This is a genomic window from Intestinimonas sp. HCP28S3_D6, assembly GCF_052065695.1.
Taxonomy (GTDB): domain Bacteria; phylum Bacillota; class Clostridia; order Oscillospirales; family Oscillospiraceae; genus Intestinimonas.
The window spans coordinates 47,319-74,314 of record NZ_JBQHTM010000011.1; the positions used below are offsets into that span (position 1 = coordinate 47,319).

At 62.9% G+C, this 26,996-nt stretch carries 30 protein-coding genes, 1 tRNA gene and 1 other annotated feature; of the genes, 3 read left to right on the forward strand and 28 right to left on the reverse strand.

Going from position 1 to position 26,996, the window contains the following annotated elements; translation table 11 throughout:
• Position 1: 1 nt before the first annotated feature.
• Entirely contained in the window at positions 2-781 is a 780-nt protein-coding gene (gene dapB, locus ACTNBK_RS05715) for a 4-hydroxy-tetrahydrodipicolinate reductase (protein WP_441144387.1), read from the forward strand.
• A 49-nt stretch (positions 782-830) separates the two neighbouring features.
• Here the strand turns inward: dapB and ACTNBK_RS05720 are convergent, their stop codons facing one another.
• The 28 genes from ACTNBK_RS05720 to glmS all read right to left on the reverse strand — a co-directional run bounded on the left by ACTNBK_RS05720 (position 831) and on the right by glmS (position 25,919).
• Entirely contained in the window at positions 831-2,021 is a 1,191-nt protein-coding gene (locus tag ACTNBK_RS05720; protein ID WP_441144389.1) for an AI-2E family transporter, read from the reverse strand.
• Positions 2,022-2,154: 133 nt separating this feature from the next.
• A complete protein-coding gene (gene tyrS / locus ACTNBK_RS05725; protein WP_441144391.1) occupies positions 2,155-3,381 on the reverse strand; it encodes a tyrosine--tRNA ligase in 1,227 nt (408 codons plus the stop codon).
• Positions 3,378-3,845 (reverse strand): NUDIX domain-containing protein, encoded by a 468-nt coding sequence (locus ACTNBK_RS05730; protein ID WP_441144392.1) that lies wholly within the window; start codon positions 3,843-3,845, stop codon positions 3,378-3,380. Before ACTNBK_RS05730 ends, tyrS begins: the two co-directional genes overlap by 4 nt.
• 346 nt (positions 3,846-4,191) lie before the next feature.
• Positions 4,192-4,429: a binding site (T-box leader), on the reverse strand.
• Positions 4,430-4,464: 35 nt separating this feature from the next.
• Positions 4,465-4,998 (reverse strand): hypothetical protein, encoded by a 534-nt coding sequence (locus ACTNBK_RS05735; protein WP_441144394.1) that lies wholly within the window; start codon positions 4,996-4,998, stop codon positions 4,465-4,467.
• The gene (recN, locus tag ACTNBK_RS05740) at positions 4,995-6,689 is read right to left on the reverse strand and encodes a DNA repair protein RecN (protein WP_441144395.1); all 1,695 of its coding nucleotides are present in this window, start codon (positions 6,687-6,689) and stop codon (positions 4,995-4,997) included. Before recN ends, ACTNBK_RS05735 begins: the two co-directional genes overlap by 4 nt.
• Positions 6,690-6,707: 18 nt before the next feature.
• Positions 6,708-7,160 (reverse strand): arginine repressor, encoded by a 453-nt coding sequence (locus tag ACTNBK_RS05745; RefSeq protein ID WP_441144397.1) that lies wholly within the window; start codon positions 7,158-7,160, stop codon positions 6,708-6,710.
• Between the two features lie 6 nt (positions 7,161-7,166).
• A complete protein-coding gene (locus ACTNBK_RS05750) occupies positions 7,167-8,033 on the reverse strand; it encodes an NAD(+)/NADH kinase (protein WP_441144399.1) in 867 nt (288 codons plus the stop codon).
• Complete coding sequence (locus ACTNBK_RS05755) at positions 8,030-8,842, reverse strand: TlyA family RNA methyltransferase (protein ID WP_441144401.1); 813 nt, start codon at positions 8,840-8,842, stop codon at positions 8,030-8,032. Before ACTNBK_RS05755 ends, ACTNBK_RS05750 begins: the two co-directional genes overlap by 4 nt.
• Positions 8,835-10,682 carry a 1-deoxy-D-xylulose-5-phosphate synthase gene (gene dxs, locus ACTNBK_RS05760; RefSeq protein ID WP_441144403.1) on the reverse strand — a complete coding sequence of 616 codons (1,848 nt, stop codon included), beginning with the start codon at positions 10,680-10,682 and terminating at the stop codon, positions 8,835-8,837. The genes ACTNBK_RS05755 and dxs overlap by 8 nt, the downstream gene beginning before the upstream one ends.
• Positions 10,683-10,715: 33 nt before the next feature.
• A complete protein-coding gene (locus ACTNBK_RS05765; RefSeq protein WP_441144405.1) occupies positions 10,716-11,180 on the reverse strand; it encodes a divergent PAP2 family protein in 465 nt (154 codons plus the stop codon).
• Positions 11,181-11,184: 4 nt separating this feature from the next.
• Positions 11,185-12,069: a polyprenyl synthetase family protein gene (locus tag ACTNBK_RS05770; RefSeq protein WP_441144407.1), complete on the reverse strand. Its 885-nt coding sequence runs from the start codon at positions 12,067-12,069 to the stop codon at positions 11,185-11,187.
• Positions 12,070-12,073: 4 nt separating this feature from the next.
• Positions 12,074-12,310, reverse strand: coding sequence for an exodeoxyribonuclease VII small subunit (gene xseB, locus ACTNBK_RS05775; protein ID WP_441144409.1), 237 nt, complete (start codon positions 12,308-12,310; stop codon positions 12,074-12,076).
• A complete protein-coding gene (gene xseA, locus ACTNBK_RS05780) occupies positions 12,310-13,521 on the reverse strand; it encodes an exodeoxyribonuclease VII large subunit (RefSeq protein WP_441144411.1) in 1,212 nt (403 codons plus the stop codon). The genes xseB and xseA overlap by 1 nt, the downstream gene beginning before the upstream one ends.
• Positions 13,518-14,456, reverse strand: a complete 939-nt coding sequence (locus ACTNBK_RS05785) for a DNA-binding protein (protein ID WP_441144413.1) — start codon at positions 14,454-14,456, stop codon at positions 13,518-13,520. Before ACTNBK_RS05785 ends, xseA begins: the two co-directional genes overlap by 4 nt.
• Positions 14,453-14,947, reverse strand: coding sequence for a transcription antitermination factor NusB (gene nusB, locus ACTNBK_RS05790; RefSeq protein ID WP_441144415.1), 495 nt, complete (start codon positions 14,945-14,947; stop codon positions 14,453-14,455). Before nusB ends, ACTNBK_RS05785 begins: the two co-directional genes overlap by 4 nt.
• A gap of 166 nt (positions 14,948-15,113) precedes the next feature.
• Positions 15,114-15,500 carry an Asp23/Gls24 family envelope stress response protein gene (locus tag ACTNBK_RS05795; protein ID WP_130849889.1) on the reverse strand — a complete coding sequence of 129 codons (387 nt, stop codon included), beginning with the start codon at positions 15,498-15,500 and terminating at the stop codon, positions 15,114-15,116.
• Between the two features lie 108 nt (positions 15,501-15,608).
• On the reverse strand, positions 15,609-16,199 hold the full coding sequence (locus ACTNBK_RS05800) for a SpoIIIAH-like family protein (RefSeq protein WP_441144417.1): 591 nt from the start codon (positions 16,197-16,199) through the stop codon (positions 15,609-15,611).
• Positions 16,200-16,214: 15 nt separating this feature from the next.
• On the reverse strand, positions 16,215-16,748 hold the full coding sequence (locus ACTNBK_RS05805; protein ID WP_441144419.1) for a stage III sporulation protein AG: 534 nt from the start codon (positions 16,746-16,748) through the stop codon (positions 16,215-16,217).
• A complete protein-coding gene (locus tag ACTNBK_RS05810; RefSeq protein WP_441144421.1) occupies positions 16,745-17,236 on the reverse strand; it encodes a stage III sporulation protein AF in 492 nt (163 codons plus the stop codon). The genes ACTNBK_RS05805 and ACTNBK_RS05810 overlap by 4 nt, the downstream gene beginning before the upstream one ends.
• Positions 17,233-18,330, reverse strand: coding sequence for a stage III sporulation protein AE (locus ACTNBK_RS05815; protein ID WP_441144423.1), 1,098 nt, complete (start codon positions 18,328-18,330; stop codon positions 17,233-17,235). Before ACTNBK_RS05815 ends, ACTNBK_RS05810 begins: the two co-directional genes overlap by 4 nt.
• Positions 18,331-18,348: 18 nt before the next feature.
• Positions 18,349-18,735 (reverse strand): SpoIIIAC/SpoIIIAD family protein, encoded by a 387-nt coding sequence (locus tag ACTNBK_RS05820; RefSeq protein WP_441144425.1) that lies wholly within the window; start codon positions 18,733-18,735, stop codon positions 18,349-18,351.
• A gap of 6 nt (positions 18,736-18,741) precedes the next feature.
• A complete protein-coding gene (spoIIIAC, locus tag ACTNBK_RS05825) occupies positions 18,742-18,936 on the reverse strand; it encodes a stage III sporulation protein AC (protein WP_441144427.1) in 195 nt (64 codons plus the stop codon).
• A gap of 44 nt (positions 18,937-18,980) precedes the next feature.
• The gene (locus ACTNBK_RS05830) at positions 18,981-19,496 is read right to left on the reverse strand and encodes a stage III sporulation protein AB (RefSeq protein WP_441144429.1); all 516 of its coding nucleotides are present in this window, start codon (positions 19,494-19,496) and stop codon (positions 18,981-18,983) included.
• Positions 19,490-20,434, reverse strand: coding sequence for a stage III sporulation protein AB (locus tag ACTNBK_RS05835; protein ID WP_441144431.1), 945 nt, complete (start codon positions 20,432-20,434; stop codon positions 19,490-19,492). Before ACTNBK_RS05835 ends, ACTNBK_RS05830 begins: the two co-directional genes overlap by 7 nt.
• Before the next feature lie 140 nt (positions 20,435-20,574).
• A complete protein-coding gene (locus ACTNBK_RS05840) occupies positions 20,575-21,432 on the reverse strand; it encodes an ABC transporter permease (protein ID WP_441144433.1) in 858 nt (285 codons plus the stop codon).
• Complete coding sequence (locus ACTNBK_RS05845; protein ID WP_441144435.1) at positions 21,419-22,375, reverse strand: ABC transporter permease; 957 nt, start codon at positions 22,373-22,375, stop codon at positions 21,419-21,421. The genes ACTNBK_RS05840 and ACTNBK_RS05845 overlap by 14 nt, the downstream gene beginning before the upstream one ends.
• A 95-nt stretch (positions 22,376-22,470) precedes the next feature.
• Positions 22,471-24,078, reverse strand: a complete 1,608-nt coding sequence (locus ACTNBK_RS05850; protein ID WP_441144436.1) for an ABC transporter substrate-binding protein — start codon at positions 24,076-24,078, stop codon at positions 22,471-22,473.
• A gap of 5 nt (positions 24,079-24,083) precedes the next feature.
• Complete coding sequence (gene glmS / locus ACTNBK_RS05855) at positions 24,084-25,919, reverse strand: glutamine--fructose-6-phosphate transaminase (isomerizing) (RefSeq protein WP_441144438.1); 1,836 nt, start codon at positions 25,917-25,919, stop codon at positions 24,084-24,086.
• A 174-nt stretch (positions 25,920-26,093) separates the two neighbouring features.
• Here glmS and ACTNBK_RS05860 point away from each other — a divergent pair.
• Together ACTNBK_RS05860 and ACTNBK_RS05865 are read left to right on the forward strand one after the other, a co-directional pair.
• A tRNA-Pro gene (locus ACTNBK_RS05860) sits at positions 26,094-26,170 on the forward strand.
• Between the two features lie 642 nt (positions 26,171-26,812).
• Positions 26,813-26,996, forward strand: a 184-nt coding sequence (locus ACTNBK_RS05865) for a hypothetical protein (protein WP_441144439.1), incomplete at its 3' end; no start/stop codon positions are given.

The window sequence follows — 26,996 nt, forward strand, 5'->3', positions numbered from 1 at the left end:
CATGCTGGACCTGATCCTCTCCGGCTGCAACGGGCGGATGGGCCGGGTGCTGGAGGCTCTGTGCGCCGACCAGCCCGATCTCCACATCGCCGCCGGCTTCGACATTCTTGGCACCGCTGACCGGGATTTCCCCGTCTTCTCCTCCCCCGCCGAGTGCACCGTCCCCGCCCAGGTGGCGGTGGACTTCTCCCACCCGGCCACCCTCACTGGCCTTCTGGGCTACTGCGTCAAGCGGCAGCTGCCCGTGGTCCTAGCCACCACCGGCTACTCTGAGGACCAGCTTCTGGAGATTGAGTCAGCGGCCCGGAGCATTCCCGTCTTCCGCTCGGCCAATTTCTCCCTGGGCATCAATGTGCTCTCCAAGCTGGCCCGTCAGGCCGCCCAGATGTTGGGCGAAGACTTTGACATCGAGATCGTAGAGCGCCACCACAACAAAAAGGTGGACGCCCCCAGCGGCACAGCTCTCCTGCTGGCCGACGCCCTGTCCGAGACTCTGCCTTATGAGCCGGAATACGTGTGGGACCGCCACACCGTCCGGAAGCCCAGGGACCGCCGGGAGATCGGCATCTCCTCTGTCCGAGGCGGCACCATCGCCGGCGACCACGAGATCCTCTTCGCCGGCCGGGACGAGCTCATCGAGCTGCGCCACTCCGCCCAGTCCCGGGAGGTCTTCGCCTCCGGCGCTCTGAAGGCCGCCCGATTCCTGGCCCAATGCCAGGCACCCGGTCTCTATAACATGGACGACCTTCTGGACTGGCTCCAGACACCGGTGGAAATTTAACAGCTAACAATAAAAAACGGTCTCCGGTATGGCTACCGGAGACCGTTTTTTATTGTTCGAATTTGGACTTGTCCGCACCCTCCGACGACGGCAGGAGCGGATTCCCGTCGCCGTCAATTCCCTTCTCCCGGAGCCGGTGGTTCACCCACTCCCGGACCAGGGCATAGAGCACGGCAAAGGTGGGTACGCCTAGGAGCATCCCGGGGAAGCCGAAGAGCCCGCCGCACACCACGATAGACACCAGCACCCAGATAGCAGAGAGACCGGTACTGTCGCCCAGGATCTTGGGCCCCAAGATGTTGCCGTCGAACTGCTGAAGGGCCAGCACCAGTACGGCGAACCGCAGCGCCGCCCAGGGGTCCACAATGATGAGGATCATGATACAGGGCACGGCACCGATGATGGGTCCGAAGAAGGGGATCACATTGGTGACACCGATGATAACGGCAATGAGGATGTTATAGGGGATCTGGAGGATCAGATTAAGGACAAAGCAGAGCACGCCAATGATGGCGGAGTCGATGATCTTGCCATTGATAAAGCCCACGAAAATGCGGTTGGCCTGGCCGCACACCCCCAGGAACCAGGTTGCTTTTTTCTTGGGGATAGTGGCATAGATGAGCTTTTTGAGCTGGGGGACCAGCCGGTTTTTGCCGGAGAGCATGTAGATGGAGGAGATCAGCGCGGTCAGAGCAGAGATTACACCGCTGCCCAAAGCCACACCCAGGTTCCAGATCTGAGGCAGTGAGGAGCTCACCTTCGAAATGGCCAGATCGGTCAGGGACTGGACGAAGTTCTGATAGGTGGTCAGCATCTCGTTGATGCCCTCCCCCTCCAGGTTGAAACGGGTGATGATATCCTGTACCAAAGCGTCCAGGCCACGCATATAGCTGGACATGTTGTTGACCAGCTCCACCGCACTACTCCACACCTGGGGCAGGATGAGGTTGAGCAGGATCGCCAGGAAAGCGGCAGCCAGAACGTAAACTGTAACGATGGCCAGGGCACGCCCGTGCCTGTGCTTGTGGTAGACCTTCTCCTCAAAAAAAGTGGTGGGCGTATTGAGCAGATAGGCGATGGCAAAGCCGATGATAAAGGGTGAGAGTACCCCCGTCACCATCGAGATCTTGGCCCTCACCTCATCAAAGCGGTAGAGTACAAAGTAGAACAGGATGCCGATGAGCACGATGATCAGGTTTGAGATTGTCCTCGTGTCCAGCGGCCATGGTTTTTTCTGCACGGCCTTCAGATCTCCCCTCGTATATGGTCACTCTTATTGTACCATGCTCTTATTTCGATGTCTAACCATTCTTCCTTAAGAAAATCAAAAGATTCTAAAAAGGCGGGCACCAAATCGGCACCCGCCTTTTTGCTCAGGCCAGCACGGCCCGATGGAAGACCTTTTTACCCTTCTTGATGGTGGTGCCCTCCCCTTCCAGAGCGGCGGCTACCACTACGGCGGCGGTGTCGGTCACCTTCTCGCCGTTGAGCTCCACACCGCCCTGCTGGATGAGGCGCCGGGCCTCGCCCTTAGAGGGGGTGAGGCCGCACTTCACCATCAGGTCCACCACGGTGATCTGCCCCTCGGTGAGGTCGCCGGCGGAGAGCTCGGTGGTGGGCATGTTGCTCTTGTCGCCGCCGGTGGAGAACAGAGCCCGGGCAGCGTCCTGAGCCTTCTGAGCCTCCTCCTCGGAGTGGACCAGCTTGGTGAGCTCGAAGGCCAGGATCTCCTTGGCCCGGTTGAGCTGGGCGCCCTCCCAGTGGTCCATCTCGTCGATCTGCTCCAGGGGCAGCTCGGTGAGCATCCGCAGACACTTGAGCACGTCGGCGTCGTCCACATTCCGCCAGTACTGGTAGAAGTCGTAGGGAGAGGTCTTTTCCGGATCCAGCCACACGGCGCCGGCCTGGGTCTTACCCATCTTCTTGCCCTCACTGGTGAGCAGCAGCGTGATGGTCATGGCGTAGGCGTCCTTGCCCAGCTTCCGGCGAATGAGCTCGGTGCCACCCAGCATGTTGGACCACTGGTCGTCGCCGCCGCACTGGAGGTTGCAGCCCACGGTCTGGAACATGTGGTAGAAGTCGTAGGACTGCATGATCATGTAGTTGAACTCCAGGAAGGAGAGCCCCTTCTCCATACGCTGCTTGTAGCACTCGGCCCGCAGCATGTTGTTTACGCTGAAGCAGGCACCTACTTCGCGGAGCACATCCACGTAGTTGAGCTTCAGTAGCCAGTCGGCGTTGTTAAGCATGAGGGCCTTACCGTCGGAGAAATCAATGAATTTGCTCATCTGCTTCTTGAAGCAGTCGCAGTTGTGCTGGATGGTTTCCACCGTCATCATGGTCCGCATATCACTACGGCCAGAGGGGTCGCCCACCATGCCGGTGCCACCACCGATGAGGGCGATGGGGCGGTTACCCGCCTTCTGCATCCGGCGCATAAGCATCAGTGCCATGAAGTGACCCACATGGAGGGAGTCGGCGGTGGGGTCGAAGCCAATGTAGAAGGTGGCCTTGCCGTTGTTGATGAGGTCCTTGATCTCTTCCTCGTCGGTGACCTGGGCAACCAGCCCTCTGGCCTTCAGTTCGTCGTAAATGGTCATTTTTCCTGCATCCTTTCTTCCCAGGCCAGCCTGACGGCCCAGGCCTGATAATTTAAAAACATATGTTCAGCGGCCCACTCCGCCGGAACCCACCGGAGCACGTGGTCGTGCTCGACGGGGGGTTGCACCTGCGGACCCAGGACCGCCCGGTAACAGCGGCCCATCACATGGAGATAGCGCCGGTCGCTGGTGGCAAACAGATATTCCTCGCCGGTACAGAGGGGGCCGTCCAGCTCGATCTCCCGGCCCAGCTCCTCCAGGCACTCCCGGCGGAGACAGACCTCCGGGGTCTCTCCCGCCTCCATGCCGCCCCCCGGAAGGAAAAGTCCCCGTTCCGGCCCGCCGGCCGCCGGAGCCTCCACCAGGGCGGCGTTTCCAGCGTCGTCCAGGATTACCGCATAGGCACCGGCCCGGTCCCGGTAGACCACCCCGGGCTCCCTTCGTCCAAAGCTTCTGTGCTCCATACCGCGCCCCTACTTCTTTTCCCGTTTAGTCAGGCATTTGGGGCAGCGCTCCGCATCCCTGGGGTATTTGGCGTGGCAGATTGGGCATTCATACTCGGTGGTCCACTCCTGGACCTTCTCTGAGAAGAACTCTACCTTCCCGCAGGAAGGACAGCCGAAAATCTCCAGTTCCAGTGCACCTTCCCAGAAATGAGAGTCAAAAAACATCGTTTCCTGTCCCAGTTGGAAGTCCCGCGTACCCAGACAGACCATTTCAGTCCCGCAGCGCAGGCATGTGAGCGACCATTCCATGTGTCTTTTCCTCTCTTTCTAGTGTACGATAAAAAACGCCCCCTGTCCTTTTGGGACAGAGGGCGTGGATACGCGGTACCACCTCTGGTTCGCCCCTCCCTCACGGAAAAGGGCCTCACGCCGTGCCATCACACGGCCGCGCGATAACGGGCGCTCCCGACACGCCCTACTGCTTGCGGTTCAGGCGGCCGCTCCGAGGGGTATTCGTCCTCAGGCCCTCTCCCCCTTCCACCAAACCGGGGGTTCTCTGCGCAGGGTATCCGAAGATTACTTTTCCTCATCTTTGCGTTGTATACAACGGGCATTCTAGCACAGCCCGCCTGCATTGTCAATCAAAATGTTTTACCTTTGCCTCCGGACAGGCCGTCTGAGCCAGGAACTCGAAGCGGAGCCGGTCCTCCTCGCTCTGAAAGGCAGACCTGGGCAGCAGTAGGTAGCCCTCCTCCCCCCGAAAAAGGTAATAGAACTCCTTCCCCCGCCAGAGCTCCTTCAGGTCCCAATCCAGCAGCACCGCCGTCTGTTCATCCTGCCGGGACAGATCCTCCCGGTTGAAGAGAAAGGACACCTGCCGTCCCAGCGCCGGATTTTTGTCATAGAGCCGCCCCGGCTGGATGACATACAGCCACAGGCCGTAGAAGGCCACCATAACAGAGAAGACCACCAAGAGGGTGCAAAGGAAGCTCATCCGCTCCATTAAAGTCTCCATGACCACAGCAGCCGCCAGAGCGATGAGGATGACCAGCACCTGGACCCAACTTACCAGATGGCTTTTGCGCAGATAATAGCGCACTGCCCGGACATATTCCGCCCGACCGAGGGAGAAGGTGACCTGCACCTCCTCCGTTCCCTTATCCTGTCTCATGTAAGCCTCCGCTTGTAGGTCTCGGCGCTCTCCAGCAGCTCCCCGGCACCTGCCAGCATAGCGGGTGTGATATGGGCGCCGCCGGTGAGCCGGGCCAGTTCCTCCCGGCGGCGGCCAGCCTCCAGCCGCTCCACCGCCGTGTAGGTCCGCCCGTCCCGCTCCCCTTTCTCCACCGAGAAGTGGGTATCCGCCATGGCGGCGATCTGGGGCAGATGGGTAACACAGAGGACCTGCTTCCGCCGGGCCACCTGGGCCATCTTCTCCGCCACCTTCTGAGCTGCCCGGCCGCTGACGCCGGTGTCTACCTCGTCAAAGACCAGGGTGCTCACATCGTCGTTCTCCGCCAGCACATTTTTCAGCGCCAGCATGATGCGGGAGAGCTCACCGCCGGAGGCAATCTTGTGGATGGGCTTCAGATCCTCGCCCACGTTGGCCGACATGAGGAACTGCACCTCATCCATGCCCGTCTCATCCATGGCAAGCTCCCCGCCCTTGGGGGCGAAGTCCACCTGAAAGCGCACCTTTGGCATGTCCAGCTGCCGCAGCTCTTCCTGGATGAGCTTTTCCAGCGCCGCCGCCGCCTTCTTACGGGCCGCGGTGAGCTTGGCGCCCTCCTCCCGGGCCTTTTCCAGGGCAGCGGCCAGCTTCTTCTCCAACCGGGCCAGGGTCTCGCTGGAGTCCTCGATCTGCTCTAGCTCCGCTTTGCACCGGGCCAGGTAGTCCAGCATGTCCTCCACTGTGGCGCCGTACTTCTTCCGCAGCCGGTAGATCACGTCCAGACGACTCTCCAGGTCGTCCAGCTCCCCCGGCTCAAAGTCCAGGCTGTCCCGGAGGTCCCGGACCAGCTCGGCAGCGTCGTCCGCGGCGCAGCGCAGCTCGGTGAGGCGCTGGGCCAGGTCGGCGATCTGGTCACTGACCCCCTTGGCTCCAGAGAGAGACTGCTCCGCCGACATAATGAGGGCCACGGCCCCCTCGCTCTCCTCGTCTCCGGAGAGGGCCATGTGGGCGCCCTCCACGGCGTCGATGAGCTTACCCGCGTTGCGCAGCACCTTCCGCCGCTGGGTGAGCTCCTCCTCCTCTCCCGGCTTCAGGTCGGCCCGCTCCAGCTCGCCGATCTGAAAGGTCAGGCTGTCGATACGCCGGGCCTTCTCCGCCTCGTCCATCCGCAAAGCAGACATCTCCCGCCGCAGGGCGGACATGGCATCATAGGCCGCCTTGAAGGCAGCCCTGGAGCCCTCCAGCTCACCGAACCGGTCCAGGTAGTCCAGATGGCAGGCGGGGTCCAACAATTGCTGGCCGTCGTGCTGTCCGTGAATGTTCAGGAGCTGCCGTCCCAGCCCCCGAAGTTGGGACACCGTCAGTGGCCGGCCGTTGAGCCGGCAGACGTTCCGGCCATCGGACAGGATCTCCCTCTGGATCAGAATTTCCCCGTTCTCATCCGGCCCTATGCCGTTCTCGGTAAACCAGGGGAGCGCCGGCAGCCGGGTAAACTGGGCGCTCACCACTGCGGCTTTGGCGCCGGTCCGGATCAGTTCCCGGGAGGTCCGCTCCCCGATCACCGCCCCGATGGCGTCCACCACAATGGATTTGCCCGCGCCAGTCTCGCCGGTGAGTGCGTTAAAGCCCTGATCGAATCGGATGTCCGCCGCCTGGATCACCGCAATATTCTCAATATGAAGCAGCGAGAGCATCCTCTCCACCTCCCTGTCTTACTGGAGCATCTTGTGTATCTCGTCGCAGAAGGCCTCCGCCTTCTCGCTGTCACGCATGATGAGGATAGCGGTGTCGTCGCCTGCCAAGCTGCCCACCAGGTCGCTGATCTCCATGCCGTCGATGGCGGCACAGGCCGCAGAGGCTAGGCCGGGCATGGTCTTTAGAACCACGATGTTCTGGGCGCGGTCGAAAGAGGTAACGCCCTCCTTGAAAATGGTCCGCAGACGACCGGCAATGTTCATACTGGTCTTGCGGCCGGACACAGCGTATTTATAGGTCCCATAGCCGGTGAGCTCCTTGATGAGATGGAGTTCCTTGATGTCCCGGGAAATGGTTGCCTGGGTAGAGGTGAGCCCTCTGGCCTTGAGCTCGGAAAGCAGCTGGTCCTGGGTCTCCACGTCCACATCTTCAATAATCCGCAAGATCTCCGCCTGTCGCTTGGATTTCATTCCCCATCACGCCTTTCCTAATTTTTGATCGATGATCTCATAGAAGCTATGGTCAGTGAGCCGCACCAGCCGGGTCACACTCCGGGACCGGCGCACCTCCACGGTGTCCCCGCCGCAGAGCTTAAAGGCTCTCCCGCCATCCACAGACAGGTAAGCAGTTTTCCTTGACAGTTTTCCCATCCGAACGGACACCACCCGGTCCCGTCCCATGACCAAAGGTTTTGCCTGAAGAGAGTGGGCACAGATCGGTGTAACCAGGACATTCTCCGCTGTCGGCTCCACGATGGGCCCCCCCGCCGACATAGAGTAGGCGGTGGAGCCGGTGGGGGTGGCCAGGATGATGCCGTCCCCCGAAAACGAATAGATGGGCACACCGTCCCCCCGCAGGGTGAGGTCAATGACCCGGGCCACCGCTCCCTTGGTGATCACAGCATCGTTGAGGGCCACATCCCGTGAGAGGATGTCCCGCCCCCGACGCACCGTCACATCCAACATCATTCGGTGCTCAATGGAATACTTCCGCTCCGGCAGCCGGGTAAGCATATCCAATTCACCCTGTTCCAGCTCCGCCATAAAGCCCACACTGCCCAGATTAACCCCTAAAATAGGGATATTATGGGCGTTGGCATCCTTGGCAGCGTGGAGAATAGTACCGTCACCGCCAAAACAGATGAGTAAATCGGCGTTTTTGAGCTCCTCCTGCATGTTCCGATAATCCTGGCCCTTGGGGAGTTCCACGTGACTCCCCTGCTCCAGGGCAAACGGGAGACACAAGGCCGTCTCCGCTCCAGCGGTACGGAGGATATCCCGGGCCCGGAGGGCTGCCTTCAGGCCCCGGTCCCGGTAAGGGTTTGGACTGAGCACCACCTTCACGGATGCCGCCCCCCCTCCAGCTCGGCGTGGGACTGCTCCACCAGGGCGGCAAGGTCTCCGGTATACGCCGACCCTCTGCCCACCTTCAGATGGCCCAGATACTCGATGTTCCCCTCCGGTCCCCGAATTGGCGAAAAGGTTATGTCCTTTACAGTAAAATCAGCCTCGTCGGCGTGGATGAGGAAGTGCTCCAGCACCTCCAGATGGACCTTTGGGTCCCGGACCACACCCTTCTTGCCCACCTTTTCCTTCCCGGCCTCGAACTGGGGTTTTACCAGGCAGACCACCTGACCATTGGGGGCCAAAATGCCCCGCAGGGCCGGCAGGATGAGCCGCAGAGAGATAAAGGAAACGTCCACACTGGCCAGATCCAGCTCCTCAGGGATCTGCTCATGGGTGAGATAACGGGCATTGGTCCGCTCCAGCGGAACTACCCGCTCATCGGTGCGCAGCTTCCAGGCCAACTTGCCGTAGCCCGTATCCACGGCGTACACTTTGGCGGCGCCGTGCTGAAGCATACAGTCGGAAAAACCACCGGTGGAGGCGCCGATGTCAGCGCAGACCATACCGGCGAGGTCCAGTCCAAAGACATCCATGGCCTTGGCCAACTTCAGACCGCCCCGGCTTACATAGGGGATGGCCTGCCCCCGGACCTCGATGACGGCGTCCTCGGACACGGCGCTCCCAGCCTTGAGCACCTGCTGCCCGTCCACATAGACCCAGCCACCCATGATATCGGCCTGAGCCCGCTGGCGGCTCTCTGAAAGTCCCCGCTCATGTAAAAGGACATCCAAGCGCTTTTTACTCATGCTTCCATACCTCCATCGCCGCCCGGCAGAGGGATTCAACATCCAGCCCGCACAGGTGTCTGAGCTGGGCCACGGTGCCCTGGGGCACAAAGTCCCGTCCAGTGGTACACAGCCGCACCACCTTTAAAGGAACACCTGCCTCAGCCAGTCCGGCGCACAGTTTCTCTCCAATGGAGCCCATGGCGCTCACTTCCTCGGCCACCAGCAGGCGACCGGTCTTTGCCACAGAACGGCGCACCGGCTCCAAGTCCAGGGGACACAGTCGGTTCAACTTGATGATTTCCGGCTGACAGCCGGTCTCCTCCAACCGCTCCGCCACTGTCAGAATATCGGAATAGGTGGCCCCATATGTGACAAGTGTAATTCCTTGCCCATCCTTAGCCACCAAGGTGGGAGCTGTCCCGGCATCGCCGTGGTAACTTCCTTCCCCACCCCGGGGATAGCGCAGGGCCACCGGCCCCTTCACCTCCTGCAGCGCGTAGCGTAGCATGCTGCCAACCTCGGCAAAGCTGGAAGGCGCGTACAGGGTCATACCCGGCACCGTGGAGAGATAGGCCACATCATAAAGACCGTGGTGGGTCTCACCATCCTCCCCCACCAACCCGGCCCGATCTACGCCAAACACCACATGAAGCCCCAGCAGGGCCACATCATGAATGAGCATGTCATAGCCGCGCTGGAGAAAGGAGGAGTAGACCGCAAAGACGGGGATACAGCCCTGTTTGGCCATCCCCGCCGCCATGGCCACGGCGTGTCCTTCAGAGATGCCTACGTCAAAGAAGCGGTCTGGGAAGCGGTTCTCAAATTCCTTGAGGCCGGTGCCGTCCCTCATGGCCGCCGTGATGGCGCACACCCGCCGGTCCTTCTCTGCCAACTCGCAGAGTGTCGACCCAAAGGCACCGGAATAGGACGGTCCGGATGGGTGCAGGGGCGCACCGGTCTGGACGCAGAACTTGGAAACACCATGATAAGCATCCGGATTCTGCTCAGCAGGTGGATAGCCTTTCCCCTTTACAGTTCTGATGTGGAGCAGAACTGGGCCCGATGTGTCCTTGGCATAGCGGAGGAGCCGGGTCAGGCCCCGGACGTCGTGGCCGTCCACAGGTCCCAGATAGGTAAAGCCCATATCCTCAAACATGCTGCACGGGAGAAGGGTCTCCTTCACCGCCGTTTTTACTTTGTGGGTCACCCGGTAGAATGCCTTACCGCCTGGTAGGACCGACATCACCTTGCGGTAGCCTTTTTTAAAGCGCAGATATTGGGGCTTGAGCCGCTGATGGGCCAAATGCTGGGCTACGCCACCCACATTTTTGGTAATGGACATGCCGTTGTCATTAAGGATAACCAGCAGAGGCTCCCGGCTGAGCCCGGCGTTGGACAGGCCCTCGTAGGCCAGGCCGCCGGTAAGGGCTCCATCACCGATGAGGGCAATGACGTGATAGTCCTCCCCCAGCAGGGTCCGGGCCCGGGCCATACCCAGAGCCACCGACACTGAGTTGGAGGCGTGTCCGGCGATAAAGGCGTCGTGGACACTCTCTTTGGGCTTCGGGAAACCGGAAATGCCCCCGAACGAGCGCAAGGTATCCATAGCGCTTCCGCGCCCGGTGAGGATCTTATGGATATAACACTGGTGCCCTACGTCGAAAACCAGCCGATCTCGCCCCGTGTCAAAGACCCGGTGAAGGGCCACGGTGAGCTCCACGACTCCCAGATTGGAGGCCAGATGACCACCCGTCCGGGATACCATATCCACCACGCCGGATCGCAGACGGGCACAGAGTGCTTCTGCCTCACCATCCGTTATCGTTTTCAGATCCGGGATCTCATCGAACTCTATCAAAGCAAACCATCCCTCCCGGCAGATAGACCGGTGTCATGTCACGAAATAGGCGCCCAGCAGACCAATGACGATGCCCAGCACCGCACCGGCCAGCACCTGGATGGGCGTATGCCCCAACAGCTCCTTGAGCCGTGTTCCAAAGGGCGTATGGCCCTCCTGTGCCCACTGGTCCATCAGATAATTAAGGATCTTCGCGTGCTCACCCGCCGCCTGGCGGATATTGGCAGCGTCGTACATCACCACAATGGCGATCACCGCGGTAATAGCGAAGAGCGCCGATGACCAACCGCACAGCCGTCCCGTGGCGCTGGCGCAGGCACAGACGAAGGCAGAGTGGGAACTAGGCATACCGCCGCTCCCCAGTGCCCGGTCCAAATCCAGCCGTCGCTCCCTGCAATAGGTCAGCAGCAACTTGATGAGCTGGGCAGCCGCCCAGGCGATCACCGCCAGCACCAGGATCCATATGCCCATACGGCGCTCAAACAGATCATATTCCATGCTATCAGTTCTCCCGTCCGGCCAGCTCTCGGGTGAGCCAGCAAAGGAAGCCCGCTTTCTCCTCTCCAAAGGGCGACAGGGCTTCTACCGCCTCTTCGGTCAGCTTTTCCACCAGAGACCTGCAGCCGTCAATCCCCAGCAAGGTCACAAAGGTGGTTTTCTCATTGGCCTGATCGGAGCCCACCGGCTTGCCCAGCGTGGCTTGATCCCCCTCCACATCCAGCATATCGTCCCGGACCTGGAAGGCCAGGCCCAGCTTCTGTGCGTAGCGGCGGACCGCCATCCGCTCTTCCTCCGACCCGCCGGCCACAATGCATCCCATCTCGGCGGCGGCGCTGAGGAGGGCGCCTGTTTTCAGCTTCTGGAGTTGCTCCACATCACTGCGGGACACAGCCCGCCCCTCGGCGGCCATGTCCAACACCTGACCACCCACCATACCCTGGGCACCCGCTGCACGGGCCAAGCAGGCGGCAGCCTCCACCACCCGCTGGGGCGGCAACTGTCCGTCCGCTGCCAGAGCCGTCTCAAAGGCGGCAGTCAGTAATCCATCCCCCGCCAGCACAGCGGTGGCCTCTCCGTAGATTTTGTGGTTGGTGGGCTTGCCCCGACGCAGATCATCATCATCCATGCAGGGCAGGTCATCGTGGATCAGGGAATAGGTATGGACCATCTCCACCGCGCAGGCAAAGGGCATAGCCAGTGCCGGATCGCCGCCGCACATACGGCAGGTCTCCAGGGTAAGTACCGGTCGGACCCGCTTGCCTCCGGCCAGAAGACTGTACTCCATGGCGTCGTAAATGTCCCCTCTGGGCTCCCGGCCCCGGAAACAGTTCCGCAGAGTGGCCTCCACCTGGCCCTGGATCTCCTTCAGGTGAGCTTTTTCCTCCATGGACTCACTCCCCCTCCGTCATAAAAGGCGTCTCAACGGGTGTCCCGTCAGCGCCGGCGGTGAGCTGCTGCACCTTCTGCTCGGCCTTGTCCAGCAGGCCGGAGCACTGCTTCATGAGCTTGGTCCCCTCCTCAAAGAGCTTCAGGGACTCCTCCAGTGGAGCGTCCCCCTTCTCCAGGCGGGTCACGATCTCATCCAGGCGAGACATGGCCTCCTCAAAGGTCTTCTTTTTTTCTGCCATTACTGCCTCCTCTTCTCCTCCACGCGGCAATCCAGTGTGCCGTCGGAGAGACGCAGGGTGAAACTATCTTCTGTCTGGACCTGATCCACGGAGGAGAGAATCTCCCCCGCTCCGGTCCTGGCCAGGCTGTAGCCCCGGCCCAGCACCTTCAGAGGGCTCAGGGCATCCAGGGTGGCTGCCAACCGGGCAAAGCGCTCCCGCTTTCCGGCCATGGCACCTGTGAGCCCGTGGGCCAGCCGCCGGCTCTGGTAGTCTAGAAGCATCCGGCGGTCCTGAATGGCGGCTATAGGGTCCCGCAGGGACCGGCAAGTTCCCAATCGGGCCAGATCCCGGCGGCTCCGGTCTAGCCTACCCTCTAGCAGGGCGGTCATGCGTTGTCTCCGGTGGGCCAGCTCCGCCGCCACCTCGCTTTGGTCAGGGACGGCCAGCTCGGCGGCATTGGAGGGGGTGGCCGCCCGCAGATCAGCCACAAAATCGACGATGGTCACATCGGGCTCGTGGCCTACGGCGGAGATCACCGGGATGGTACAGTCATAGATGGCCCGAGCCACATTCTCATCATTGAAGCACCACAGGTCCTCCATGGACCCGCCGCCCCGGCCGGTGATGAGGATATCGGCCAGCCGGTGAGCACTGGCGTAGCGGATGGCACCGGCGATCTCCCGGGCGGCCTCCGCCCCCTGGACCCGCACCGGCAGCAGCAGCACCTCGGCCACAGGCCAGCGGGCTTTCAGGATGCGGAGCATGTCCCGCACCGCCGCCCCCACCGGGGAGGTCACCAGGGCGATGCGCTCGGGGTACCTGGGAAGGGGCTTTTTGTGGGCGGGGTCGAAGAGCCCCTCCCGGTAGAGCTTTTCCTTGCACTGTTCAAAGGCCACGTGGAGGTCTCCCACCCCGTCGGGGGAGAGCTCGGCGCAGTAGAGCTGATACTGTCCGTCCCGGGGAAAGACAGCAACCCGGCCAAAGGCGATGACCTTCATGCCATTTTCCGGCCGGAACCGCAGGCGGGAGGCCTCCCGGCGGAACATGACGCACCGGATGGCGCCGCCCTCGTCCTTCATGGAAAAATAATGGTGTCCGGAGGGGTAGGTCTTGTAATTGGAGATCTCTCCCCGGACGAAGACGCCGCTGAGGAAGCCGTCCCGGTCTAGCAGCTCCTTCAGGTAGCCGTTGACCTGGCTGACGGTATAGATCTGACGCTCACCGTTCATCTGGCGCCTCCCATGGTCAGGGCCCGGTGGGTCAGCACCGCCACCCCCAGGGCGTTGTCGGCGGAGCAGACCGGCGGGGCGAACACGGCGTCAGACAGGACATCCCGCAGCAGGCTGTTGGAGGCCACGCCGCCGGAGCACAGCACCGGCAGGCCGGGATACCGCTCCAGGGCCCGGTCGGTAACCCGGCGGATGGTCCGGGCCACGGTGGCCACGGCGAACCGGGCCACATCGGCCGCGGGCGCTCCGGACACCGCCATGTCCTTTACCTTGTTCTCCATACCGGAGAGAGAAAATGTAAGGTTATTAAGCTTTACGGCGAAGCCAGGGACCGGCTTTCCCTCCCGGCTCAGGGCGTCCAGGGCCTTCCCCGCCGGGAAGTCCAGACCCAGGGCCACACCGGTGCGGTCAATGAGCTGCCCGGCGGAGATGTCGCTGGTGCCGCCGATCTTCCGGGGCAGGACCCCGGTCCCGTCCGGCTCCACGTACAGCAGCTCGGTGGTACCGCCGGAGAGATGCCAAGCCAAAAGGGGCTTGTCCAGCAGCTCCAGCCGCCCGGCCCCCCAGGCCACGGCGGCGATGTGCCCCTGCTGGTGGGCGCAGGGGAAGAAGGGCACCCCCAGGGTGTCCGCCAGGATGCGCCCGGCGGTCTCCCCCGCCAGGAAGCAGGGCATATAGGAGCCCTCCACCCATCTGGGTTTGATGCTGGCCCCCACGGCGGCAATCCCCTCCAGCCGTCCCTCCGCCCGGAGCCGGTCGAAGAGCTCGGGCAGGCGCTTCACATGCTGGAAGAGGGCGTCGCTCTGGCGGAGGCCCAGGCTCCCCGACTCCACGTCCAGCAGGCGGCCCAGCTGGTAGCCGTCCGCGCCGTCAAAGAGGGCCGTGGAGGTGGTGTAGTTGCTGGTGTCCAGCCCCAGGCAGCGCTTGGCGGTCACTGCTCGTCCTCCATCTGCGGCTGGACGGGAGCGTCAGCCCGCTCCGGGGGCAGCTCGCCCCGAACAAAGGCGCCCAGGATGCCGTTGATAAAGGAGGCGGTCTCCTGGGTCTCGTAGTGCTTGGAGAGCTCCACGGCCTCGTTGATGGCCGCCGCCGGGGGGATGTCGGGCATATACAGGATCTCATACATGGCCACCCGCATCACCGCCGCCGCCATGCGGGAAATCCGGGAAAAGGACCAGCCGATGGCGTATTTGGAGATGTAGCCGTCCAGCTCAGCGCCGTGCTCGTAGACCCCCTTCACCAGGGCCTGGATGTACTGGCGCTGCTTCTCGTTGGGGAACTCCTGGTACAGAGGATCCTCCTCACTGAGCTGCTGGAAGTTCTCTCGGGTCAGAGATTCTTTGAGCAGCTCGTCTGCGCTCTCGTTGGAAAAGCCCAGCGCAAAGGCCAGATGGACTGCGATCTCCCGGGCGTTGCTCCTGATCATGGTCGGTTCCTCCCAAAATTCTCTTTCTGATTCTGATGAATATGATGTATATTCATTATATACAGTTTTCTACGGAAAATAAACCCCTAATTTCCCGCCCAAAGCGGCAAAAAGAGCATTGAGCGCATACCGGAGATGGCTCAATGCTCTTTGAGGGCAATACAATTTACGGAGCCTTTTTGGGCTCTTTCTCAAAGACCACGCCGCCCACGTTCACGTTGACAGCGGCGACCGTCAGGCCGCTTGTAGCTTCGACGCTTCCGGCGACTGCTTCCTGCACCGCCCGGGCCACGTCGGGGATGGTGTAGCCATACTTCACCAGGATACTCAGATCCACCGTGACATTTCCATCCTCCACCTGGATATGAATGCCGCGGCTCAGATTCTTCTTGCCCAGCAGCTCGGCCAGATCGGTGCCCAGGTTGGCAGCTAGACCTCCGATGCCCTCCACCTCCAGTACGGCGGCGGCAGCGATCACCGCCAGGACTTCTTCCGATATATGGATGCTTCCCAGCTCGTCGGACCGGGAAACATATTCCTTACCTTCTCCCACAGTGGTCACGCTCCTTTTACGATTTGAGTGTATTTTACCACAACGGTCGCGGATTTACAATCTGATTTTTAGAAAAGGGCGGATGCCTGCGCATCCGCCCTTTGTGGTTCAGCTGGCCTCGATAATCTTGATCTGGCTGGCGGAGAGTCCGGTCTCCTCCATGACGATCTCGCTGATCTTGGCCGTATCCGTCTGGGAAAGGGGTTGGGCGTTGTTGGAGACCACCACACTGATGCTGTCCTCACTGAGGAAGGCCACGCAATCGGCGTACCCCTTGGCAGTGACCAGATTCTCGATGTTGGCCTCGGCCAGGGTAAAGGCGGCCATGGACTGGATGGCCTCATTGGCCTGGTCCACGGAGGCCTGGTCGGCCTTCTCATCGGCCGCCGCCTCCTGGAGGAGCGACAGAGCGCTGTCCCTGGCCTGCTGCCGGTTGAGGCGGGCACTGTCGAAGTAGCTGCTCGAGTTCTCCCCCGATGCCGCAGCCTCCTCGTCGCCGGACACGGTGGACACCGGCGCTGTCTCGGCAAGCAGCGGGTCCTCCGCCTGGCCACCCACTAGGGCCGCCTCTCCCAGCACCTTCCCCGTGTCGGTGGAGCCCTCCATGCCCTCCTGGCTGTAGGACCAGTTGAGATAGACCGCCGCGCATACGAAGAGTACGATGGCGGCCACCACCGCGTTCCGTTTCCAAAGTTTCATCCTGACGTCTCCTCCTTACTTACCTTTACAGATCGAGATCTTATCGGCGCCCAGGCCGGTGAGGTCGGACACCGCCTCCGCCAGCCGCAGCTGAACCGTAGGGTCGTCCCCGCCGGGACAGACCACCACCGCTCCCTGGAACTGGGGGGCCAGCTGCTGCAGAGCCACCGCCTCCTCCCGGCCGGACCCGCCGGAGATCACTACAGTGGTCCGCTCCTCCGAGCTGTCCCCGTCCCGGTCCGACACCGCCACATCCTGGGCCAGGACCTGTCGGGCACCGGTACGCAGTGTGAGGGCCACCGTCACCTCCCCCGCCCCGTCGATCTTCGAGAGGGTGGTCTCCAGTTTCTCCTCCAGCTCGGAGACGGAAAAGACGATCTCCGCTGCGCTTTGGGACTCTGTGTCGGCGCTCTGCACTCCCCCGCCCGGTGAGGTCGGCAAAAGCAAAAGCAGTAGCCCCGCCAACAGGATCAGCAGAATGAATTTATACTTCTCCAGGGCAGTTGTCAGCTTTTTGACCGCCGCAGCGACCTGTTCCGCCCCTATCATCCTTCCTCGCCTCCGCTCTTATAGGTCTGCCGCTCCACCGGGATGGCCAGATCGGCCTCGATCCGCCGGGACAGCAGTTCCTGCTCCTCCTGGGTCATGTCCCCCAGCACCACCACCGACACTGGATAGGGCACCCCGTTTTCCTCTACGGCGCAGGTGACACGGACCTCCCGGCAGGAGATTCCCAGCTCTGTCGCCTTGTCCAGAATATATGCGCCGGTCTCCTCTCCTATGATGGATTTCATCATGTCCAGTCCCGCTTCCTCCGCCGCTGGGACTGACTCTACCTCCAGCCGCATAGTGGAGGCGGACAGGGCAGCCAGATCTACTTCCAACACCGGCTTCACCACCGCCGCCAGCAGCAGCAGGCCGCCGGCCAGACGGCCGATCTTCCGCACCGTTCCCCCGGCCATGAGGCTGTCCGCCAGGGCCACGATGATGGCGGCGCAGGTGACCCCGGTGAGCCATTGACGCAGCAGCTCCATCATGGCGACGACATAGAGACCGCCGACACCATGGACACCAGGAGCAGCAGGGCGGAGGCCCCCGTCATCCCCAGCACCAGCCCGAAGGCGCTGCCGATCTGGTCGATGAGCCCGGCCACCCTGCCGTCGGCCACGGTGGCCGCCAGGGCGCCGGTGAGCTTATAGGTCAGGTAATGGATGCCCAGCTGGAGGAAGGGCACCAGACAGATGGACAGGATGGTCAGCATCCCAAAGACCCCCACCGCGTTTTTCAGCACCCCCGCCCCGGCCAGCACGGTCTCCGCTGCGTCGGAGAGGATGCCGCCCACCACCGGCACCATGCTGGACACCGTAAAGCGGGCTGCCTTCACAGCCACCGCATCGGCGGTACCGGCCACCACACCGCTGACGGTGAGGTAGCCCACATAGGTGAGGAGCAGGATGGTGAGCACCGTGGTCACCACCCACTTCAGCACCCCGGCCAGGCGCTTGAGGCCCTCGTTGCCCACCGCCGCGCAGGCGGCGCAGGCGGCGATATAGCCGTAGGTCATGGGCAGCAGAAAGCCGCTGATGACGGTGAGGAGCAGATCAGAAAAAAGCATGGCGGCAAACTGCCGGGCCGCCGCGCCGCCGGGTGAGCCTCCCAGCGCGGTGGCCGCCGCCATGGTGGGCAGCAGGATCTGTCCAAAGGTCTCCATCCGCTCCAGAGTCTCCCGGCCCATGCCGATGAGGGAGTTGGCGTCACTGACGGCGATGACGGTGATGGCGGCCGCCGCCGCCATGGGCACCACCGGAAGGCCCACCCCCTCCCCCGCCGTCTCCCAGGTTCCCTGGGCGAGAGAGGCCAGGAGCACCACCGCCAGCAGCAGGACGCCGCTGCGCACCGCTTTGCGGATCACCCCGCCTGCGGCGGCCTGTCCCTCCTCCAGAATGCCCCGGAGCCCGTCATCCAGGTCCACCCCGGCCACGTCGGTCCCCGGACCATACTCCCCGGCGGCGTCCGAGAGCCCGTCCAGCCCCAGGGCCTCCGACTGCTCCGCCAAAAGCTCCTCCGACGCCGCCGATGCCGCGGTGAAGGTCAGCAGGAGGCAGAGCAGCAGCATACACATCCGTTTCATTTCCATCCACGTCCCTTTTCACAGCAGTTCCGTCACCATGGTGAGCACCGTCTCCAGCAGGGGCAGTGCGGCACACAGGGCGCAGGCCGCCCCCGCCGTCTCCACAAAGGCGGCGATGCCGCTCTCCTTGGCATCCCGGCACAGCTCGGCCGCCAGCCGGGTGAGAATGGCGATGCCGGTGGTCTTGACCACCGGGGCCACCACCGCCGGGGAGAGGCCCGCCGTATCGGAGAGCAGGTCCATGAGGTCCCGCACCTCCGAGAGGGCGTCCAGGGAGGCGCTGAGCAGGATGGCGCCCGCCGCAATGGCCAGCACCAGTCCCAGCTCGGCCGCCCCCTTGCGGACCACCGCGGCGCACAGGGCCGCTGTCACCGCGATGGCGGCCAGTCTCAGCATATCCGGCATGGCCCGTCACAGCCCGAAGAGGTCCTTGACCAGCGTGAAGAGGTCGCTGATCTCCTGGACCACCATCATGAGCACCACCACCAGCCCCGCCAGGGTGGTCATGGTGGCCTGCTCGTCCCGGCCCGACCGGGTGAGCACCTGATTGAGCACGGACACCAGGATGCCGATGGCGGCAATTTTGAAAATGAGGTCAACATTCATGGTCCTTCCACTTCCCCGCTCCTATCGTGATAGAACGCCGCCTGTCACAGCAGCAAAATGGCCAGCATAGCCCCGGAGCCCACCCCCAGGGCGGTGTAGACCCGGCCCAGCCGCCGCCGGTCCTCCTCGGCCCGGTCCAGGCAGGCCGCAAGTTCCCGCTCCGCCCGTTCCAGGGCGGCCAGCTGGTCGCCGGCATCGTAGCGTCCAAGCACCTGGCCCAGCTCCCGTAGCACCGCCCGCTCCGGCTCCGCCAGCAGCAGCTCCGGCTCCTCCTCCACCGCCTGGCTCCAAATCTGGTCAAAGGTCCGCTCCCCCAGCTCCTCCAGGTGATCCCGGCAGCGGGAAAAGAGGTAGCGGGCCGGGGTTCCGGCCTGGCGGGCCGTCCGCTCCATGAGCTCCGGCATGGCGGTGCGCCGGAAGGAGAGCTCCCGGCCCAGAATCTCCAATCCCCCAACCAGGGAGCGCAGGGCCTTCACCCGGTCCCGCAGTTGGCCGGCAGCGCACAGCCCCAGCGCGGACGCCCCCGCCGTCAGCAGCAGGGCACCCACCAGCTTCAGCACGGCCCTCCCCCCTCCAGCGGCACCAGGGTCCAGCGGCGGTCCCTGCCCCGCCCCGTCAGCACCACTGCCTGGGACAGGACACCCCGGCGGACCAGCCGCCGGAAGACGGGGCGGCGCAGGAGGTCCTCCGGCCCGGCGGCGTGGGCGGTGCACAGCAGGGCCACCCCGCAGCCCGCCGCCTCCTCCAGGGCGGCAGCATCCTCCGCGCCGGCCACCTCGTCCGCCGCCAGCACCTGGGGGTTCATGGCCCGCAGCAACATGACCAGGGCGGCGGCCTTGGGACAGCCGTCCAGCACGTCGGTATGCGCCCCCAGGTCGTTCATGGGCAGGCCGTCATACATAGCGGCCAGCTCCCCCCGCTCATCGGCCACCCCCACCCGCAGGGGCGGGCCCTCCACCCCGTCGGAGAGGCGGCGGATGAGATCCCGGAGAAAGGTGGTCTTGCCCCCACCCGGCGGGGAGAGGATCACGGTGCCGCCCACGGCGCCGCCGCCCCGCAGCAGGGGGCGCACCCCCGCCGCCGCGCCGGGCACCTCCCGGGCCACCCGGATGGAGAGGGACGACAGGGTCCCCATGGTGCGGATCACGCCGTTTTCGCACACCGCGCTGCCGCACAGGCCCACCCGGTGTCCGCCCCGGACCGTCACAAAGCCGTCCCGGACCCGGTCCAGCACGGCGTGGGCGGAGGCCTGGGTGGCCACCTCCAGCACCGTGCGGAGGTCCTCTCCGGTCACGATCCGCTCTCCGCAGCCCGGCAGCGGGATCTCCCCCTCCGGCAGCACCGCCGTAGGGGGCCGCCCCGCCCGGAGCCGCAGCTCCTCCGCCCGGGACTTGTCCCCCTCCGTCAGCCGCTCCGCCCCCTGCCGCAACTCCCAGGGCAGCAGCGCCGCCGCCTGGGAAAACCGCTCCGCGGCCGTTTCCATTCTGGGTACCAACATGACTTCCAGCACCCCTCTCCTTTGCAGATGTTCCATTCTATGAGGGGTCGTCCAACCCTATGACTGCCCGTCCAAAATCTTTTCCAGACGCAAAAAGCGTGCGGCTCAACGCCGCACGCTTTTGAGATCCGCTGTTCTATTTAATTTCCTCTGGTGCCCCACCTGGGGTCCATGGCGTCCCGCAGGGCATTGCCCAGGATCTGCAGGCAGACCACCGTCAGGATGATGAGGAGGCCCGGCGGCAGCCACACCCAGGGCCGCCCCGTGAGGACGGCCAGACTGGTTGCGCTCTGCATCAGGTTGCCCCAGGAGGCCTGGGGCGCCCGGATGCCCACCCCCAGGAAGCTGAGGCTGGACTCGGACAGAATGGCCCGGCCCACCCGCTGGCCCAGGGCCGCCCACACCGGCGCCACCACGTTGGGCAGCACGTTCCGGACCAGAATGGTCCCCGTCCGGGCGCCCAGGGCCCGGACGGCCAGGATGTACTCTTTCTCCCGCACCGAGAGCACGTTGCCATAGACCAGCCGGGCGATGCCCGGCCAGCCCAGCAGGCCGATGACCAGCACCAGGTTGAGCACCGACGCCCCCACCAGGGTCACCAGACACAGGATGAGCACGATGCTGGGAAAGGACTGGAACACATCGGCCAGGCGCATGATCCAGAACTCCCACTTCCCCCGGCGGTAGCCGGCCAGCAGGCCCAAGGGGACACCCACCGCCAGATTGATGGCCGCCGAGGCAAAGCCCACCAGCAGGGAGATCCGTCCCCCGCAGATGAGCCGGGCCAGCACGTCCCGGCCCACGTCGTCGGTGCCCAGCCAGTGCTCCGCCGAGGGGGCCGCCCAGAAGCCGGCCGCCCGGTCGGTGACGTTGGGCTCCAGTCCCAGCAGGGGCGGCAGGAGCAGCACGCCCAGGACCTCCACGGCCAGAATGACCATACAGACTACCGCCCGCCGGTCCGACCGCAGGCGGCGCCACACCCGCTTACCGCCCCCCATAGCGCACCCTCGGGTCCACAAAGCCGTAGACCACATCCAGCAGTAGGCTGGTCAGCAGTACCGCCAGGGCCATGACCACCGTGACCCCCATGACCACGTTGTAGTCCCGGTCGCCGACGGCGGAGAACATGAGGCTGCCCATACCGGGCCAGCCAAAGATCCGCTCCACCACCACCGAGCCCCCGATGATGTGAGGGATGTGGGTCAGAATGCTGGTGAGCACCGGGATGAGGGCGCTGCGCAGGGCGTGGCGGACCACCACGGCTCCCTCCCGCAGGCCCTTGGCCCGGGCGGTCATGATGTAGTCCTCCCCCATGACCTCCAGGCAGGCGCTCTGGGTCTGGCGGAGGATGCTCCCCGCGTTGCTCACCCCGATGATCCCGGCGGGCAGGATCAGATGCCGGAGCAGATCGAGGAGGTCCCCCCCGCCCGCCGTCCGGTACATGCCGGACGAGGGCAGCCACCCCAACCGGACAGAAAAGAGGAAGATGGCCACCAGGGCCAGGAAAAAGCCCGGCACCGCCGAGCCGGAGATGGTGAAGAGGTGGGCCAGCCGGTCCCACAGCCCCTTGGGCTTCCAGGCCGCCAGCACCCCCAGGGGAACGGCGATGGCCACCGCCAGCACCACGCCGGTACCGGTAAGGATGAGGGAGGGTCCGATCCGCTGGGCGATGAGGGCGGAGACGTCCTGTCCGTAGTGGTAGGAGCGGCCCAGGTCGCCGTGGAAAAGCCCCGCCAGCCACGTGACATACCGGGCCGGCAGGGGCTGATCCAGTCCAAAGGCGGCCGCCATGGCCGTCTGCTCTGTGGTGCTGGCCGAACCCTCCCCCATGAGGTCCGTCAGGTCCCCCGGGGCCAGGTCCACCAGCAGAAAAACAAGGATGGTGATACCGAAGAAAACTGGGATGGCGGTGATGAGCCGCCTGCGGATATACTGTGCCATTGTGCTTCCTCCTGCACTTCCGGCCCGGTCAGGGCACAGGGGACCCCGGAGCCGGGGTCCCCTTACGGAGGTCTTTCTCTGATTGCTGTAAACGTTTATTCCTTTACCCACTCCCACACGTTCTCGTTGGAGAAGCTGGCAGAGGGATAGTCGATGTTGGCCACCGTGGGCGACTGGACGTGGAGGGCGGTGCCGAACCACAGGGGGATGAAGGGCCGCTCCTGGGCCAGGTATTCATCCAGTTCGGCCATCAGGGCCAGGCGCTCGTCGGGGTCGGCCTCCGCCCGGATGGCCTGGATGCGGTCGGTATAGGGGCTCAGGTCGGCCACGTGGAAGAGGTTGTTGGTGGCGGAGAGGCGGCTCTCAGTGAACCACAGGGGCAGGGCACCGGGGGTATGGCTGGCGATGCCCATATCGTAGGTGCCCTCAGACATGCCGGCAAACATGGCCGCCGAGTCCACCGTCTCGATGGTGACGTTGATCCCGGCTTCCGCTAGGTTCTGCTGCATGAGAGCGGCCAGACCGGACCGGTTGGAGGTGCATACCAGGGTGTAGCTCCGGCCGTCGTACCCCGCCTCGGTCAACAGGGCCTTGGCCGCCTCCACATCCCGCTCCCCCGCCGGCACGGCGGCGTCGGCATAGGGGCTCTTGGGGCTGATGCTGCTTCCCGTCACCGCACCCAGGCCGTGGGTGGACTGCTCACACAGCAACTCCTTATCAAGAGCCAGCTCGATGGCCCGGCGGACCCGGGCGTCGGGGATACTCTCCCCGTTGAGCATCAGCTCAAAGAAGGTGTTGGGCACCGTCCCCTCCAGCACCGACAGGCCGCTGCTCTCCGCCAGGGGGGCGTTTTCTGCCGTCACGCTGCCGCCGATGGCGTAATAGTCCAGGTCGCCGGCGATGAGGGCGGTGAGGAGGTTAGACTTATCCATCACCGCCATGACCAGGTAGTCGAAGCCGGGGGCGCCCAGCTGGTAGTCCTTGTTGGCCGCCAGCGTAATCTGACTGCCGGGTACCTCCTCCACGAACTTGCAGGGCCCGGAGCCCACCGGGGCTTTCCAGAGGTCCAGCTCCATGAGGGAGGCCGGGTCGGCCCCCTCCAGCAGATGGGTGGGCAGCACATAGAACTCCCGGTTCTTGTCCAGCAGAAAGTCCTCCGGCGTGGTGGGGCTCTTGAAGGTGAACTTCAGGGTGTAGTCGTCTGTGGCCTCCACGCCGAAGGTCTCCCCCTCCACCCGGCAGCCGTCCCCGTCGGTCCCGGTGAACACGGAGAAGTTCCCCCGGCCCAGCACCGGGCAGGCCGGATCGGTCATAAGGGTGAAGGTCTCTACCCAGTGCTCTGCCGTCACCGGCGTCCCATCGTGGAAGGCGGCCTTCTCATCCAGGTGGAAGAGGGCGGTATAGCCGTCCTCACTCCCCTCCCAGCTCTTGGCCGCCCTGGGGGACAGGGTACCGTCGGCGTGGACATAGGCCAACCGGTCATAGATCTTGTCATAGACCATCCGGGCGTAGTTGCTGCCGGAAACGCTGTTGTAGGGCATCAGGGCATCCCAGGCGTTGGAGATACCGTAGTGGATGGTCACCGCTTCGGCGCCGCTTTCGGTGGGGACAGGGCTGGTCTCAGCGGTTTTTCCGCCGCAGGCGGCCAGCGTAAGGGTCAGGGCAAGAGCCAGGACCAGAGGGATCAGTCTCTTCAAATGCATTCTCCTTATTCCACCGTCACCGACTTGGCCAGGTTCCGGGGCTTATCGATGTCACAGCCCCGCATGAGGGCCACATAGTAGGCAAACAGCTGCATAGGGATCACATCCAGGCTGGGCAGCAGCATGGGGTGGGTGTCCGGCACGGTGATCACATGGTCTGCCGTCCGCTCCATCTCCTTGGCCTTGGATTCCACGGTGAGGCCCAGCACATCGGCGCCCCGGGACTTTACCTCCACCACGTTGCTCATGAGCTTGTCGAAGAGCTGCACCCGGCTGGCCAGGGCCACCACCAAGGTTCCGTCCTCGATGAGGGAGATGGTGCCGTGCTTGAGCTCACCGGCGGCGTAGGCCTCGGAGTGGATGTAGGAGATCTCCTTCAGCTTCAGAGAGCCCTCCAGGCCGATGGCGTAGTCGATGTTCCGGCCGATGAAGAAGATGGACTCGTGGTTGAAGTAGATGGAGGCGTAATACTGGATGGCCTCCCGGTGGGCCAGCACCGCCTCCATCTTGGTGGGGATGGTGAGGAGCTCGGCAACGATCTCCTGATAGGTCTCCTCGCTCACTGTGCCCAGGAGCTCGGCAAAGCGCAGGGTGATGAGATAGATCACTGCCAGCTGGGTGGAGTAGGCCTTGGTGGTGGCCACGGCGATCTCCGGGCCGGCCCAGGTGTAGAGCACGTCGTCCGACTCCCGGGCGATGGTAGAGCCCACCACATTGACGATGGACAGCACCCGCGCCCCCAGGCGCTTGGCCTCCCGCATGGCGGCCAGGGTGTCGATAGTCTCACCGGACTGGCTGATGACGATGCACAGGGTGCGCTCGCTCACCAGAGGGTCACAGTAACGGAACTCCGAGGCCAGGGTGACCTCCACCGGTTTGCGTAGGATGCGCTCCATGATATACTTGGCCACCATGCCCACATGGTAGGAGGAACCGCAGGCGATGATGTAGATCTTGTCCGTATTACGGAGTTGCTCGCTGGTGATCTCCAGCTCGTCCAGCACCACCCGGCCGTTCTGGATGCGGGGGAAAACGGTGTCCCGGAAGGCCTTGGGCTGCTCCATGATCTCCTTGGCCATGAAGTGCTCATAGCCTCCCTTCTCGGCGGCGGAGATCTCCCAGTCCACGTGGTGGAGCTCCTTCTGCACCGGCTGGAGGTAGGGATGGTTGTAGACCTGGATACCGTCCCGGGTGAGAACGGCAATCTCCCCGTCGTCCAGGTAGTAGACGTCCCGGGTGTATTTGATGACGGCGGTGACGTCACTGGCCAGGAAGTGGAAACCCTCCCCCAAACCCAGGATCAGGGGGCTGTCCTTCCGGGCGGCGATGAGGCGGTCGGGGCAGTCGGCACAGATGATACCCAGAGCGTAGGCGCCCTCGATGCGGTGGAGCACTTTGGTGACAGCCTCCATGATGTCGCCCCGATAGTAGTACTCCAGAAGCTGGGCCACAACTTCGGTGTCGGTCTGGGACACAAAGGTAACACCCTTAGACTCCAGGAACTCCTTGATCTGGGCATAGTTCTCAATGATTCCGTTATGGACCACCGCAATACGCCCGGAGGTACTGACCTGAGGATGGGAGTTGATGTCGGAGGGCTCGCCGTGGGTGGCCCAGCGGGTGTGGCCCAGTCCCACGGTGCCGTGGATGGCTTTGCCGCCCTCCACGATGTCGGAGAGCACCTTCAGTCTTCCCTTCGCCTTGACTACTTTCAGACCATCTGTTTCAGAATAGACCGCCAGGCCTGCTGAGTCATAGCCGCGGTACTCCAGCCGCTCCAGGCCGTCCAGCAGGATGGGCGCCGCCTCTTCCCTGCCGATATATCCAACGATTCCACACATAGGGCAGATCTCCTCCAGTTCTTGGATAGAAAAATGAAAGAAATGTGACGATAGATTATTATATCATCACCTTTGCCCTCCTACAACATAAATTTCGCACCGCTGTGAAATGGATAAAACCGTGCTTGACATTGTGCTTGGAAACCACTATAATGAATATTCGGTAACACATTTCCGGGTGTGGCGAAGCTTGGTATCGCGCTTGGTTCGGGTCCAAGAGGCCGTGGGTTCAAATCCCGCCACTCGGACCAAAAATCCGCTATTTTCGTGAGAAAATGGCGGATTTTTCTTGCTTTTTGTTATGAAATTCCGGATCAAAAAAGTGGCCTCAAAAATTGACCACATAAATACCACAGTCAGATTTTCTGTCTGACCACAGGAAGGGCGCTCCTCTGTGAAGAGGAGCGCCCTTTTTTGATTCAAGGGACGCACAGTCAGTCCTGGCCAGACGGCTCCTGCGAGGTTTGGCCAGGATCTTTTCCCGTGGGTTATCTTCCCTTGGCTGCCCTATCTCCAACAAGGGTAAAATCCACTGCCTTTCCAGCGGAGAAATAATCTCCCACGCCGGGGATCGTAGTCTACTTCTCGTCCTTGCCCGGCTACGGTGCACTCTCTTCAAATGGAGCTGGAGTATCCTTATCTTTGGGGCCCTTCATTTTGACCGGAGCTGGCCGACCCTGCACAGGGGGATCAGCTTTGACGGGCTCCACCGTTCCCGGCTTGGGAGGCTCGTCTATCGTCCCAGCGTCGGGAATATTCTTTTTATCGTCAGCCACTTAAAAACCTCCCTCGTTTTGAAATAGAAAAGCCAGCTTGATGGCTGGCCTGTGGAGAATCCCCCCATTTTTTATTGGAACATATGAAAATACTGCCCTGAGTCCTATTAGGCGGTATTGGCCACAAAAGAAAATGTGTTAAATGGTTACCACATATTGAATGAATGTAAATTGCGTGCTAAACTGATTAAAGAGATGAGCAAAACAGTTGGAAAGAGCGGCCCGCAAACAGGCAAATGGGAATCGAAAGAGATTAGGGCATCTCAAGGGTGCAAAAACCATAGCGCGGTAAACCCCGCGC

What these genes read in the sequence shown, in the direction of transcription:
- dapB (WP_441144387.1), top strand. Translation starts at nt 2, where the DNA reads ATGCTGGACCTGATCCTCTCCGGCTGCAACGGGCGGATGGGCCGGGTG.
- tyrS (WP_441144391.1), bottom strand. Translation starts at nt 3,381, where the DNA reads ATGACCATTTACGACGAACTGAAGGCCAGAGGGCTGGTTGCCCAGGTC.
- ACTNBK_RS05730 (WP_441144392.1), bottom strand. Translation starts at nt 3,845, where the DNA reads ATGGAGCACAGAAGCTTTGGACGAAGGGAGCCCGGGGTGGTCTACCGG.
- ACTNBK_RS05735 (WP_441144394.1), bottom strand. Translation starts at nt 4,998, where the DNA reads ATGAGACAGGATAAGGGAACGGAGGAGGTGCAGGTCACCTTCTCCCTC.
- recN (WP_441144395.1), bottom strand. Translation starts at nt 6,689, where the DNA reads ATGCTCTCGCTGCTTCATATTGAGAATATTGCGGTGATCCAGGCGGCG.
- ACTNBK_RS05745 (WP_441144397.1), bottom strand. Translation starts at nt 7,160, where the DNA reads ATGAAATCCAAGCGACAGGCGGAGATCTTGCGGATTATTGAAGATGTG.
- ACTNBK_RS05755 (WP_441144401.1), bottom strand. Translation starts at nt 8,842, where the DNA reads ATGAGTAAAAAGCGCTTGGATGTCCTTTTACATGAGCGGGGACTTTCA.
- ACTNBK_RS05765 (WP_441144405.1), bottom strand. Translation starts at nt 11,180, where the DNA reads ATGGAATATGATCTGTTTGAGCGCCGTATGGGCATATGGATCCTGGTG.
- ACTNBK_RS05770 (WP_441144407.1), bottom strand. Translation starts at nt 12,069, where the DNA reads ATGGAGGAAAAAGCTCACCTGAAGGAGATCCAGGGCCAGGTGGAGGCC.
- xseB (WP_441144409.1), bottom strand. Translation starts at nt 12,310, where the DNA reads ATGGCAGAAAAAAAGAAGACCTTTGAGGAGGCCATGTCTCGCCTGGAT.
- xseA (WP_441144411.1), bottom strand. Translation starts at nt 13,521, where the DNA reads ATGAACGGTGAGCGTCAGATCTATACCGTCAGCCAGGTCAACGGCTAC.
- nusB (WP_441144415.1), bottom strand. Translation starts at nt 14,947, where the DNA reads ATGATCAGGAGCAACGCCCGGGAGATCGCAGTCCATCTGGCCTTTGCG.
- ACTNBK_RS05800 (WP_441144417.1), bottom strand. Translation starts at nt 16,199, where the DNA reads ATGAAACTTTGGAAACGGAACGCGGTGGTGGCCGCCATCGTACTCTTC.
- ACTNBK_RS05805 (WP_441144419.1), bottom strand. Translation starts at nt 16,748, where the DNA reads ATGATAGGGGCGGAACAGGTCGCTGCGGCGGTCAAAAAGCTGACAACT.
- ACTNBK_RS05810 (WP_441144421.1), bottom strand. Translation starts at nt 17,236, where the DNA reads ATGATGGAGCTGCTGCGTCAATGGCTCACCGGGGTCACCTGCGCCGCC.
- ACTNBK_RS05815 (WP_441144423.1), bottom strand. Translation starts at nt 18,330, where the DNA reads ATGAAACGGATGTGTATGCTGCTGCTCTGCCTCCTGCTGACCTTCACC.
- ACTNBK_RS05820 (WP_441144425.1), bottom strand. Translation starts at nt 18,735, where the DNA reads ATGCCGGATATGCTGAGACTGGCCGCCATCGCGGTGACAGCGGCCCTG.
- spoIIIAC (WP_441144427.1), bottom strand. Translation starts at nt 18,936, where the DNA reads ATGAATGTTGACCTCATTTTCAAAATTGCCGCCATCGGCATCCTGGTG.
- ACTNBK_RS05835 (WP_441144431.1), bottom strand. Translation starts at nt 20,434, where the DNA reads ATGTTGGTACCCAGAATGGAAACGGCCGCGGAGCGGTTTTCCCAGGCG.
- ACTNBK_RS05840 (WP_441144433.1), bottom strand. Translation starts at nt 21,432, where the DNA reads ATGGGGGGCGGTAAGCGGGTGTGGCGCCGCCTGCGGTCGGACCGGCGG.
- ACTNBK_RS05845 (WP_441144435.1), bottom strand. Translation starts at nt 22,375, where the DNA reads ATGGCACAGTATATCCGCAGGCGGCTCATCACCGCCATCCCAGTTTTC.
- ACTNBK_RS05850 (WP_441144436.1), bottom strand. Translation starts at nt 24,078, where the DNA reads ATGCATTTGAAGAGACTGATCCCTCTGGTCCTGGCTCTTGCCCTGACC.
- glmS (WP_441144438.1), bottom strand. Translation starts at nt 25,919, where the DNA reads ATGTGTGGAATCGTTGGATATATCGGCAGGGAAGAGGCGGCGCCCATC.